At 65.6% G+C, this 13105-nt stretch carries 9 protein-coding genes; 6 read left to right on the forward strand and 3 right to left on the reverse strand.

The features are described 5' to 3' along the window. The first annotated feature begins 300 nt into the window (after positions 1–300). The 6 genes from HZB53_11690 (at position 301) to HZB53_11715 (ending at position 10277) form a co-directional block, all read left to right on the forward strand. Positions 301–1545, forward strand: a complete 1245-nt coding sequence (locus HZB53_11690) for a class I SAM-dependent methyltransferase (GenBank protein MBI5878303.1) — start codon at positions 301–303, stop codon at positions 1543–1545. A 514-nt stretch (positions 1546–2059) separates the two neighbouring features. Beyond that, entirely contained in the window at positions 2060–3400 is a 1341-nt protein-coding gene (locus HZB53_11695) for a glutamine synthetase (GenBank protein MBI5878304.1), read from the forward strand. Then, entirely contained in the window at positions 3397–4578 is a 1182-nt protein-coding gene (locus HZB53_11700; GenBank protein MBI5878305.1) for an amidohydrolase family protein, read from the forward strand. The genes HZB53_11695 and HZB53_11700 overlap by 4 nt, the downstream gene beginning before the upstream one ends. An 805-nt stretch (positions 4579–5383) precedes the next feature. Continuing rightward, on the forward strand, positions 5384–6673 hold the full coding sequence (locus HZB53_11705; protein ID MBI5878306.1) for a serpin family protein: 1290 nt from the start codon (positions 5384–5386) through the stop codon (positions 6671–6673). Positions 6674–6716: 43 nt separating this feature from the next. Next, entirely contained in the window at positions 6717–8852 is a 2136-nt protein-coding gene (locus HZB53_11710) for a hypothetical protein (protein ID MBI5878307.1), read from the forward strand. Positions 8853–8915: 63 nt separating this feature from the next. Further along, complete coding sequence (locus HZB53_11715) at positions 8916–10277, forward strand: serpin family protein (protein MBI5878308.1); 1362 nt, start codon at positions 8916–8918, stop codon at positions 10275–10277. Between the two features lie 20 nt (positions 10278–10297). Here the strand turns inward: HZB53_11715 and HZB53_11720 are convergent, their stop codons facing one another. Genes HZB53_11720 through HZB53_11730 form a run of 3 tightly spaced genes read right to left on the reverse strand, consistent with a single transcriptional unit; the run spans position 10298 to position 12922 of the window. Continuing rightward, on the reverse strand, positions 10298–10783 hold the full coding sequence (locus tag HZB53_11720) for a hypothetical protein (protein MBI5878309.1): 486 nt from the start codon (positions 10781–10783) through the stop codon (positions 10298–10300). A 35-nt stretch (positions 10784–10818) separates the two neighbouring features. Continuing rightward, positions 10819–11265: a nitroreductase family deazaflavin-dependent oxidoreductase gene (locus HZB53_11725; GenBank protein MBI5878310.1), complete on the reverse strand. Its 447-nt coding sequence runs from the start codon at positions 11263–11265 to the stop codon at positions 10819–10821. A 40-nt stretch (positions 11266–11305) separates the two neighbouring features. Beyond that, positions 11306–12922 carry a hypothetical protein gene (locus tag HZB53_11730; GenBank protein MBI5878311.1) on the reverse strand — a complete coding sequence of 539 codons (1617 nt, stop codon included), beginning with the start codon at positions 12920–12922 and terminating at the stop codon, positions 11306–11308. Between the last annotated feature and the right edge of the window lie 183 nt (positions 12923–13105).

Consider the following 13105-nt stretch of genomic DNA (forward strand, 5'->3'; position numbering starts at 1 on the left):
ATCCCCTGGCCCCTTCTCCCCCGCGCGCGGGGGAGAAGGGGAAAAGCTAACGGGGATTGGCGCGGCAGCTGCGCCGCCGCGCCAATCCCCTTAGAATGTCGCCCCCTCCCAACTTCGTTGGGAGGGGGTCGGGGGGAGGGCAACGCCGCTTTCTTGTCGAGCGAGCTTGCGTGACAAGCACCGGGGGGGCCAGTTCATAGCAAGCCGGCATTGGAAAGGATCCGTCCAAAGCCAAAATGAGAATTGCTGATTGCGGTGCGATTCGCGTGCATGACGGGTGAGCGGGTAGAATAGCGGCTGATGAATCTGGATACGCTGCCGCGCCCGTCGAGCCGACGCATCGCCGTGCATGTCAATCCGGCGGCGGAACGCGCGCTGCGCCGCGGTCATCCCTGGGTGTTTGACCAGGCCATCCGCAAGCAGAGCCATGAGGGCCAACCCGGCGATCTGGCGGTGCTGCTGGATTCCAAGCGGCGCTTTCTGGCCATTGGCCTCTATGACCCGGCCTCACCTATTCGGGTGCGGGTGCTGCAACATCGCCGGCCGGCGACCATCGATCGCGATTGGTTTGCCGAGCGATTGCGCGCCGCCGCGCTGTTGCGCCAACCGTTGCTGGCGAACGATACCAACGGCTACCGCCTGGTGCACGGCGAGAATGACAGCTTGCCCGGCCTGATTATCGACCGCTACGCCGATACGCTGGTCGTCAAGCTGTATACCGCCGCCTGGCTGCCGCACCTGCGCGACATGCTGGCCGGACTGCAAAGTATACACCCCGGCGAGCGCACGGTGCTGCGCTTTAGTCGCGATCTGGCTGGGATCATGGCGCAATACGGGCTGTCGGATGGACAAGTCGTGACGGGCGCGGCCCTCGCCGGCCCCGTGATTTTCCGCGAGAACGGCCTGCGCTTCGCAGCCGATGTGGCGCACGGACACAAGACTGGCTTCTTCTTCGATCAGCGCGACAACCGGGCGCAGGTTCGCGCGCTGTCGAGCGAGCGCCAGGTGCTGGACGTTTTTGCATACAGCGGCGGCTTTTCGGTCTACGCAGCGGCCGGCGGCGCAACATCGGTCACGAGCGTAGACGTCAGCGCACCCGCCCTGGCCTCGGCGGAGGCTAACTTCGCGCTCAACCGGGATGAACATCCGGGCGTCAGGCTTGCGCGGCACACCATCGCGGTCGGAGACGCCTTCGAATGCCTTGAGCGATTTCACGCGAACGGGCAGCGCTTTGACGTACTGGTCGTCGATCCGCCGTCGTTCGCGAAGAGTGCGGCGGAAGTTCCGCGCGCACTGGCGGCGTACGCGCGGTTGACGAGGCTCGCAACTGCTTTGCTCCATACGGACGGCGTGCTGATGATGGCGTCGTGCTCCAGCCGCGTGACGGCCGACGAATTCTTTGCGACGGTCACACAGGCGGCACGCGACAGTGGCCGCCCGCTGGCCGAAATCAGTCGCACGGGCCACGCGCTCGATCACCCGATCACATTTCCAGAGGGAGCGTACCTCAAGGCCCTGTTTGCGCGCCGCGCCCGGCGCGGTTGAGACGGGCGGTAGTACAGAGACCCGAAGGGTTTCACAAGCGCGTCTCAAATTATGCGCGGCTCTCCGTAAACCCTTCGGGTCTCGACGCGCGGAGCCAGCAATTCTCATTTTGGCCTTGGGCGGGTACTATCCATTGCCAGCTTGCTATGAACTGGCCCCCCTGGTGCTTGTCACGCATGCTGGCTCGACAAGAAAGCGGCGTTGCCCTCCCCCCGACCCCCTCCCAACTTCGTTGGGAGGGGGCGAGATTCTAAGGGGAGGTGCGCGGCGGCTGCGCCGCCGCGCACCTCCCCGTTAGCTTTTCCCCTTCTCCCCCGCACGCGCGGGGGAGAAGGGGCCAGGGGATGAAGAGGCAACCTGGCGGCCGACTCCAAAATGAGAATTGCTGGCGCGGAGCGGAAAGCCTTGCCAGCCGTCAGTTGATATAGTAAGATGTGCGCCAGGGCTGCGGCGCACTGGGTGCCGGCTCCGGGGCCGCATGACAAGCGCTGATCACACACGGGTGCAATCGTATATGAACTCGCAAGACCTCCTGAAGCATTTGGCCGACGACCAGATCCAGAATCTGTGGATTCTCTTCCATGACTACAACGGCCGCGCCTGCGCCAAGACGCTGCCGCCCGGCCAGTTCACGTCGGCCGTTGCCAACGGCATCGTGTTCGCCACCGCCAACCTGGAGTTTGCGCTCACCGATCACATGGCGCCGGACGGCATCTTCCAGCCGAACACCGGCGACTTCTTCGCGGTGCCCGACCCCGACAGCTACCGGCTGCTGCCCTACCTGGAGCGCACCGCACTGGTGCATACCTTCATGCGCACCGACGAGCACAAGCCGTTCGCCGGCTGCCCGCGCTCCGCGCTGGTGCGGATGATGGATCGCTTCGCGACGCTGGGCATGAACGTGACGGTCTCGCTGGAAGCCGAGTTCGCGTTGTTCCGCAAAATCGGTGACGGCGAGTATGTGCCCGCTAACGACGACGGCATGTACAGCCTGACCGCACTCAACCGCTACGCAGACCTGATGCATTCAATCGTACACACGCTTGAGGCGATGGGCATGCAGGTCGAGGCGCTCGGCAAAGAGTACGGCCCCTCCCAGTACGAGTTTACCGTGCGCTACGCCAACGCACTCTCCGCCGTCGACCAATACCTGGTGACCCGCGAGGTGGTGCGCGCGCTCGCGCTGAAGCAGGGACTCATCGCGACCTACATGCCGAAGGCGTACGCCGAACTGGCCGGTAACGGGCTGCACGTGCACATCGGCTTGTCGGATGCGAGCGGCCGCAACCTGATGCAGAGCGACGATCCTGCGCAGCCGCTCTCGCCGGCGGGGCTGCACTTCACGGGCGGCCTGCTCAAGCACGCCGCCGGCCTGACGGGGGTTGGCGCACCGACGGTGAATTCCTACAAGCGGCTGCAGCCCAATACATGGGCCCCGGCGCACGTGGCATGGGGCGTCGGCAACCGCGGCGCGCTGGTGCGCGTGCCCGACACGTCCGGCCGCAGCCATGTCGAGTTTCGCGCCGGCGATTCGAGCTGCAACCCGTTTATCTTCATGACAGCGCTGCTCGCCGCCGGGCTGGACGGCTTGCAGAACCAGCTTGACCCCGGCCCGCATGCCGGCGACGTCAATCTCGGCAACCTGAGCGACAGCCAGTTGGCCGCGCGCGGCGTCGGCTACCTTCCGCGCTCACTGCCCGAGGCGCTCGACGCGTTCGAAGCCGACCCGGTGCTGACCGCTGCACTGTCGCCAATCATTGCATCGGAGTTCCTGAGGGTCAAGCGCAGCGAGTACCTGTCGTATTGCCTGGAAGTCCACCCATGGGAACGCAAGACCTACCTGGAGGCGATGTGAAACTCGATCTCTCGCAAGCGCCGGTTGTCGATGTGCACTGCCACCCGTACACACGCAAGGATACCCTGACCGCCGACGAGTTCACGAACGTCACCGCGTTTGGCGGCGGCTCGGCGCAGTACCTGACCGACGCCGGCTTGTCTGCCGACGACGCCGCGCTGGCCCGCCTGCAGCGTGTCAAGCGCGACACCATCTACTTCCGGAACATGGTGCATACGCTGGCCGAGCAATTCGGCTGCGCCGCCGATATCGACGCGATCGTGGCCGCGCGCAACAACGCCATCGCCGCCGAGGGCTACGCGGCGTACAACACGCGCATGCTGAAGTCGGCCGGCGTCAGCACGCTCGTGGCCGACTTCGGTTATCCGGTGCCCAACGTGCCGGTGGCGCAGTTCCGCGCGGAAACGGGCGTGGAGATCGTGCCAATCTACCGGATCGAGGTACTGATCGCAGAACTGCTGAAGCAGAATATCGGCTGGGACGAATGCCGGCGTCGCTTCGACGACGCGGCCAACGATGCGTTGTTGCACCAGGGCTACCGCGGACTGAAGTCGATCATCGCGTATCGCACCGGGCTTGACGTCTCGCCGTTGAGCCGCAATCCCGACCAGGGGATGCAAGCCTGGGAGGCAATTCAACGCGGCACCGGTGGCGGCGGCATGAAGAAGCTGCGCGACTATTTCTTCTGCCGGGCGCTGGAGCTGTGCATGGAGCACAACGTGCCGATGCAGGTGCACACCGGCATGGGCGACTGGCAGGTGCAGTTGACCGCCTGCCGCCCGGCGCTGTTGATGGACCTGCTGCGCTTCCCCACCTTCCGCGGCTGCCGCGTGCTGCTGGTGCACACCGGGTATCCATATCACGCGGAAGCGGGCTACATGGCGAATGTGCTGCCCAATCTTTGGCTCGACCTGTCGGAGGGCATTCCATTCGCCGGCCAGGCCGCCAGGCGCATCGTGGCCGAGGTGCTGGAGATGGCGCCGCTGTCGCGTGTCTGCTACGGGTCGGACGCCTTCGGTTCGCCCGAGCCGTTCCACACCAGTGCGCGGCTGGGCAAGCGGGCCGTCACGCAGGCGCTGGAGTCGCTCGTCGCTGACGGCATGCTTTCATCGAGCGAGGCACAGGCCGCCGCGCTGCAGATACTATCGCAGAACGCCCGCGACCTGTACGGCCTGTAACTGCAAAGCCGTTCAGGGTGCAGACCCACTCCGATAAGAACACAGACATAAGGACATCGGCTGAGCCTGCCGCACCGCCCACCCCCGCCAACGGCGCGGGGCGAGTCGCAGACGGGGTCGAAGCCATCAGTTGCCCGCGCCTACGCCGATGCGGTATCATCACGACGCAGGTCAAAGACCTGCCTCTACACCGGTCGTCGGGCGGCCCTTCGACAGGCTGCCCAGAAACTCCGCTACATTCGGCTGCAAGGCGGCACCGGTTGTCGCCCAGGCGAAAGCCAGGGCCCAGGGGCAGCCCTGCTGGATGCCGGCTCCCATGAAAATGGATCGTATCCCAGGGTAGGGACAGGTCTTTGACCTGGCCGACCGGACGGGTCAAAGACCCGTCCCTACATCGGCAGGACTATTCTCATGCGCGAGTGTGCGCCCCGGCGCATCAGCAACTTTCGCCGGCATGACGGGTTGGCAGCCGGCGCACCAGTTTCTGTCCGCACGCATGTCGCCGCGGCGACCTGGAATTCTCAGTGCCCGCAGCATGTGCGCGGTAGAGCCATGCACAGCCACGGCAATAGGTTGTCCCGGACGCAGGGGCAGGTCCTGACTTGCCGGTGCGCGGCGCATCAGAGACCCTCCTCTACACCGGCACGGCATGCAAACTGCGATGTGCCGACGTGTCTAGCCTCAGTTCTGAGAACCGCTATCGTGAGACCCCGGCGCAGGACTTTGCCGCCCCCATAATCGAAGCCCGCCCGTGAAGCGGGTATAATGGAGATTGGGATAACGTCTTCGTTACGTGGAGGTTATCATGCGTCCGACTCTCTCGATCATCGCAATCGTGGCGTCACTCATAGTGGTTGCCTGTGCCCAGACCGGCACGCCAACCCCGACTTCCGGCGTGATCAAGTCCGACAAGGCCCGTATAACCGGCATGGCTGCGCCGGCCAGCGACCTTTCCACCCTCGCCCGGGACAACGCCGCATTCGCAACCAACCTCTATGCCCAATTGCGCGCCAAACCGGGCGGCAACCTGCTCTTCTCACCGCACTCGGTCTCGTCCGCACTGGCGATGACCTACGCCGGCGCGCTGGGCAACACGTCCGCCGAGATGGCCGCCGCCCTGCGGTACGGCCTGCCGGCCGACCGCCTGCACGCTGCATTCAACTCGCTCGACCTGGAACTCGCCGCGCGCGGCCAGGGCGCGCAGGGCAAAGACGGCAAGGGCTTCCGACTCAAGACCGTCAACGCGCTCTGGGGACAAAGCGGGTACAAGTTCCTGCCGGGCTTCCTTGATGTGCTCGCCCAGAACTACGGTGCGGGCCTGCGCGTGCTTGATTTCCAGAAGGCGCCGGAGCCGTCGCGCCAGACGATCAACCAGTGGGTCAGCGAGCAAACCGAGAAACGCATTCCGGAACTGATCGGTCAGGGCGTAATCGACCCGTCCACCGTGCTCGTGCTGACCAACGCCATCTACTTTAATGCGGCGTGGGCCGACCAGTTCGATGCGAAGTCTACCCGGCTTGACCAGTTCACACTGCTCGACGGCAAGACGGCGGACGCGCAATTCATGCGCCGCACCGGCAATTACCGCTACGCCTCGTCGGACGCATGGCAGGCCGTCGAACTGCCGTATGATGGTCGCGAACTGGCGATGCTGGTTTTGCTCCCCGCACCCGGCAAGTTCGATGACGTCGAGTCGGCGCTGCCGGCCGCGCTTGACGGCGCGCTGAACGGGATGAAGCCGGCCAGCGTCTTCGTCTCGCTGCCGCGCTGGAAGTTCGAGACGTCGTACGGGCTGTCGGTTCCGCTGCAGGCGCTCGGCATGAAGGATGCCTTCAGCGCGGGCAAAGCCGACTTCTCCGGCATGGACGGCACGCGCAGCCTGTTCATCGGCGCCGTCATCCACAAGGCGTTCATCGCCGTGGACGAGGCGGGCACCGAAGCCGCCGCCGCCACGGCCGTGGTGATGCCGGCCGCAGGAGCAGCCGGACCGCAGCCGGTCGAGTTCCGGGCCAATCGGCCGTTTGTATTCGCGATCCGCGATCTCAAGACGGGCGCGGTGCTTTTCATTGGCCGCGTGTTGAACCCGGCAGCCTAGTCCGGCCGGCGCCCCCGTGCCAGACCGAATGGGAGTCTCCCGCATGCTTCGAAGCCGCAACGTGGCAATCGCCGTTACGCTCCTGCTGACCGCGTACCAACTGGTGCGCATCATCGCGTTCATCAACGTTTACGGCGGCATTGAGCACGACGGCGGCTGGATGCTTTCCATCTCTCGTTCGCTGGCCGAAACCGGCACATACACGACGATGGTCAGCACCATCAGCGATCCCGGCTCGCGCGGCGCGAATGGCGTGGATATCAAGTTCGATATTCAGGCTGACGACGGGCGCATCTGGTTCTTTACCGGCAACGGCATCGGCCCCGCCAGCATTGTGCCGGACGCGCTCATGATCTGGCTGTTCGGCAGCAGTTTCTGGGCGCTGCACCTCGGCCCACTGCTCTTTTTCACCGGCGTGCTCCTGCTTTCGGCGCGTCTGCTCTACGCCATCGCCGGACTTGGCGCCGTCGTCTTGTTCCACGCCTACCTGGTCTTCTACCCGCAACTATCGGTCTTCCTCGGCTATGAGGCGATGGGCGAAGTGCCGGCGATGTTCTACATCCTGCTCGCATTTCTCGCGTTCGCGCATGCGCGCCGCGATCCGGCAGCCCGAGCGCGATACTACGCTGCGACGGGACTGCTGGCCGGACTGGCCATCAACGCCAAGCTCATCGCGCTGTTCTCCATAAGCGGGATCTTCCTCGTCATGGCTGTCGACCTGCTGCGCCCGGCGTTCAGACCGTCTCCCGCAACGCGCAGGCAGAGCGCGACGGCGTTCCTGGCGCTGGCCGCCGGCACGCTCGCGCCGCTGGCGCTATGGGAACTCGTTCAACTCGTGGTCATCACCACGCTCGCGGGTGTCGACAACTACGGCAAACACCTCGCGCAGCGCTGGTGGTTCGTGCTCAATGACGGCAGCGGCATCGGCGACACTGGGCGGACCGGCATCGACGCCATGCTCGGCAAATTCCTCAGACTCAGCGAGATTGCCCATCCCGAGCCGTGGGTGACCGTATGTGTGTTTGCCGCTCTCTTGATCGGCGGCGCGACGCTGGTCTGGCGATATCGACGGCACGGCATCCAATCCAGCCTGACCGCCACACTATGGCTTGGCTGGGCGGTGAACACCGCGTGGTTTGTTGCGATATCCAAGACCGGTTGGGTACGGCACGACTGGTTTGGCCTCGTTTTAGCCGTGCTCGTACTGGCGGCGCTCGCGCCAGCCCTGCTGACGGGCAACCCGATCACGGGAGAGCAGCGCACACGCCGCGCCGCGGCGCTTATCCCAGGCGCACTCGTGCTGGGAGTCATGCTTTGGGGTTTTGCCAGCCAGCGCAACGTGGCGGGATTTTTCCTGCCGGATAGCGTCGTGCCGTACTGGCAGGCCAAGCAGATCGCGGACCGCACCGGCGCCAGCTTGCCGTGGATCATCGTACCCCGCGCGGCCCAGGACGAGGCGGCGGAGTATATCCGGCGGCTGCCGCTCGACAGTAGAGTGTACTACCCCGGGGGGCACAAGACGGCCGAGTTGACACCGTTGACCGGGCGCTTGCATTACCCGCTTGCGCGACGGTCACGCGCAGGCCCGCAGGCGCAGGATGTTCTGGTGCTGGGCCCTTCGATTGTCTCGCCGTGGCAGAGCGAGCGCGACCGCAATACGAAGATACGCGTCGCACGACAGGATTGCTATGCGCCGCTCATCGTCAACGATTATTACTGGCTGTGCGCCCTGCCCGTTCCGGCGCCGGCTGTCGCCCGGTACACGCACGCGGAGACGATGTTCCAGAACGGCCTCCGGTTGCTCGGCTATGACGCACCATCGACCACGCCGCGTGCAGGCGACGGCTTCGTGATCACGCTGTTCTGGCAAACCGACCGCCCGGTGTCGCAGAGCTATACGGCGTTCGTACACCTGCTGGGTACGCAGTGGAACGCGCGAAACAACAACCCACTCTGGGGTCAGAGCGATCAGCAGCCGGCGGGTGGCATGGCGAAGACGGTCGGCTGGCAGCCAGGCGCCATCATCGCCGACGCACACGTATTCCGTATAGCGCCAGACGCACCGCGCGGCACGTACCAGTTGGAGGTCGGCATGTATGCGCCGGAGTCTGGCGCTCGGCTCATGACGCTGGACGGCGCCGACCGCGCGATCATCTTGGACATCGAAGTGCAGCCGTAACGACAGCGTTCGGCATCAACCATTGCCGCTGCGGCCGTGCGGCCTGCCCGTTGGAGGTTCGCTATGTTCAGCAAGCTTTTGGCAGGGTTGGCTCTCGTCGTCTTCGTCGTCAGTTGCGCACCGACGCCGCCCGCAACGCCGACCGCGGCTCCGGGCCGGACGCCGTCTGTTGCCACCGCCACGCCACCGCCGGCCGCGACCGTCGCTCCCGGCGGCACCGTCGCGCGCTCCGACAAGTCGCGGTTGACTGGTGTCGCCGCGCCGGCCGCCGATCTGACGATACTGGCAAAGGATGACGCGGCGTTTGCGTTCGATCTGTATGGGCGGCTGCGCGCGAGCGCGCCCGGTGCGAACTTCATGTTCTCGCCGCACTCGATCTCGACGGCGCTGGCGATGACCTACGCCGGCGCAAAGGGCAACACCGCCACGGAAATGGCCGCTGCGCTGCACTTCGGCCTGCCGGCCGACCGCCTGCACGCGGCGTTCAACACACTGGACCAGGAACTGGCCGCGCGCGGCAAAGGCGCACAGGGCAAAGATGGCAAGGGCTTCCGGCTGAACACCGTTAACGCCGTGTGGGGACAGAGCGGCTACAAGTTCCTGCCTGACTTCCTCGACACGCTGGCACTAAACTATGGCGCGGGGCTGCGCCTGCTCGACTTCGCCCGCCAGACCGAGCCGTCGCGGCTGGCGATCAACCAGTGGGTCAGCGACCAGACCGAAGCGCGCATCAAAGACCTGATTCCACGCGGCGCCATCGACGCTTCGACCGCGCTCGTGCTAACCAACGCGATCTACTTCAACGCGGCGTGGGCCAGCCCGTTCGACGCGAAGGCGACCGTGAGCGAGCCGTTCACGCTGCTGGACGGCAAGAGCGTCAACGTCCCGACAATGAAGAAGCGCGCGGAGTTCGCGTACGCGCAGGGCGATGGCTGGCAGATGCTGGAGATGCCGTACGACGGCCGCGAACTGGCGATGGACATACTGCTGCCGGCGGCCGGGCAGTACGAGGCGTTTGAGTCGGCGCTCACGGCGGCGAGGCTGACGAGCATCGTGCAGGCGATGAAGGGCGATTACATGGTGGACGTTAGTCTGCCGCGCTGGAAGTTCGATTCGTCGTTCGGGCTGGTCGATCCGCTGAAGGCGCTCGGCATGAAGGACGCTTTCGCGGGCGGCAAAGCTGATTTCTCAGGGATGGACGGATCGCGCAACCTGTTCATAAGCGCAGTCCTGCACAAGGCGTTCGTCGCGGTGGATGAGGCGGGCACCGAAGCGGCCGCCGCCACCGCCGTGATTGTCGGGCGCACTTCGATCCCGGCTCAGAGCACTGTCTTCAAGGCTGATCGCCCGTTCATCTTCCTGATCCGCGATCTGAAGACCGGCGCGGTGCTGTTCGTGGGGCGCGTGCTGAATCCGGGCGGGTAGACAGGGGGTGACGCCGCATGTCAATCTGCAAGTCGGTTGCCGGCGGCCAGGTAACGCCATCGCTCGACGACACCGCCCAGGATCATCAGGCCGATGACCAGTGCAGAGACCGAGAACGCGGTTTGCCGCAGTGGGTATGCATCGCCGCGCAACCAGCGCGCAATGTCCAGCACGACGATAGCGCCGCGCAGAACATAGATGGCGCTCACCGCGAGCAGCACGATCCGCGTGAGCGGCAAGCGCGCCACGATGCCCGCACCGGATAACGCATACACCCCCCACAGCGCGAACACTCCGGCCAGCGCAAGCGTGACGATCGCGGGCCAGGGCGAACCGCCCGTGGCAGCCTGTGCGAGATCCGGAACGCCGAAATACACGTAGGCCGTTGAACCGATCAGCGCGATCGCAACATGCATGAGGGCGATGCCGATGTTCACGAGACCGGCCAGCAGCAGGGGAACCTTCCGCCATCTGCGAGAAGAATCTTCAAACCGCGCCGTGGTCATACCATCGCCCCCTGTTACTCGCTTGCCGCGCCGGATCAGCCGTTTACGGTAATTCGCACGACGACCCGCGTCTTCGCAATCCGGTCGAGCACGATGAAGTCCGGGTTGCCCGCCGCATCCAGCGCCACGCCGTACCATTTCGCCGTCTGCGGCGCGGCGCGCAGTTGCGCCGCCAGCGCGTCGGCCACGGCGCGCTCGTCCTCAATGACCGTTGCCGTGCCCCTGACGGCAGCGCCGCGCAGCACAACCGACACCGGCGCGCCGCCGCGCGCGTTGCGCCACCACTGGCGCGTGCGCAGGCTGGTGATGCTCAACGCGTTGCCGATGCGCACGTAGCTGACCGGCGTCGTGATCGGCTGGCCGCTCTTGCGACCCGTCACGGTGACGAGCATGGTGCTGCCGCTCAACATGCCGTGCAGCGGCGAGCGCAGCAGCGCGGCCGTCATGCTGTTTCCGAAGCGCATAAACGCATTGTCCGCCATCCATTTCTCCTCGTGCTGCAATCGTATTTCGCCGCCGGCATCAGCGCGCCATCGTCGGCAGGTAGTACCACGCGAACGGTCCGCCTTCGACCGCGCCGCTGTCGGCCCGCGCGCCGATCGGCCGCGCCGTGCCGCGCGCATCCAGCGCGGGGTAGTCGATGCCCGGCAGGCCGGGCACGATGTCGAGCGCGGGACTGCCCGGCAGCGGCTGCCAGAGCAGCAGGCGCGTGCCTGCCCCCGCGCCGACCAGTGGCCCGATCGGCAGTGGTTCCGGCGACAGGCGCACGTCAACGCCGTTCAGGCTGCCCGGCCCGCTAAACGCGCAGGTCGCGTCCCCCGCCAGATTGTAGCCCTGGTCGGCCACCACATCGTCGCAGTCCTGCGTCCTGTTGTGCGCGATGATGCTATTCCGCACGAAAATGCGCGACGACCTGTACCAACCGCCCTGACGCAACCCGACATCATTTGAGATGACTATCGAATTGGTCATCGTCAGCACGCCGCCGGCGTCAATCGCGCCAGCCGTGGGGTAGTAATTGGCGATACGCCCGATCGTGACGTTTTCGAGAATGGCTGTCACGCCGGAGTAAATCGTCAGCGTGCCTTGCGCCAGATGGCGGTTGTCCATCAACACCGAGCCGGACACGTACACCTGTGCGCCGCTGCCGGCATAGATCCCGGCGGCGATGGCGCTAAAGTTGTTCGCGATCAACGTGCGGGTCACGGTCAGCGGGCCATAGGCGCAGATGCCGGAGCCATACGCATACGCCGAATTGAGAGCGACCAGAGAGGCGTCGAGCGCGGCCGAGCCGGTGCTGTGCAGCCCTCCGCCGTTGTTGAGCGAGTTGTTGCCCTCGATCGTGCTGCGCTTGAGCGTCAGGCGGCCGGGGTTGTCAATGCCGCCGCCGTTGTAGCGTGCGGTGTTCCCGGTCACGGTCACGCCCGACAGGTGCGCGATGCCCGCGTTGAAGATCGCGCCGCCTGCTCCGCCAACGGAGAAGACGGGGTCGTTGATATCACCTGCCGTGTTGCCGAGCAGTCTGCTGTTCGTGATGGTCACCGCCGCGCCCGCCCCAACATAGACGGCTCCGCCGTATGCCGCCGCGTTGCCCTCCAGCCGCGAATCGGCGATCAGCGCGCGCGCCGCGCCGTCCAGGTAGAGCGTGCCGCTCACCACCGCCGTGTTGTGGACGATGACGCTGTTGGCGATCAATAATTCGCCGAACGCCGCGATCACGCCGCAGTCCGTGCCGGTCAGCGCATGGCTGTCGCGCACGGTCACATCGACCAGCGACAGGCTGCCCTCGCTATGCACCGCCGCGCCGCAGCCACCGGCCGACGACGCGTTCGCCAGCGTCAGCCCGGCCAGCGATAGCGACGCACCCGGCGACACATACAGCAGCCGCGACGCGCCGCCGCCATCCAGCGTGATCCGGCCGCCGCCGTACAGCATCGCCTCGCGCGTGACTGTCAGCGGTCCCGCCGTCATGGTGATTGTCAGCGGATCCGCGCCGCAATCGAACGCGATACCGCCGCCGCCGGCTAGTGCAGCCGCCAGCGCGTTCTCGGTACAACTTCCCGGTGTGCCATCACCGACAATGCCCGCTGCCCGCGTGGAACCCACGGACAGCGCAAACCAGACAAGAGCGCATGCCAAAGCTGCCTCAGCGAAAAGGGCTGCCTGCCGCCGGCGTCGCCAGGGAACCATGCTGCCTCCAGGTCTACGATCGCACGCGAACAGTCGTTCGCATTGTACGATGTGCGCCGTTGGCCGTCATGAGTCGAATGCCACGTACACGGCATGACATTCGCCCTATACCAAATGAGCCCGCAAAAAAGC

The organism is Chloroflexota bacterium (assembly GCA_016235055.1).
In the GTDB taxonomy this organism is placed as follows: Bacteria; Chloroflexota; Anaerolineae; order JACRMK01; family JACRMK01; genus JACRMK01.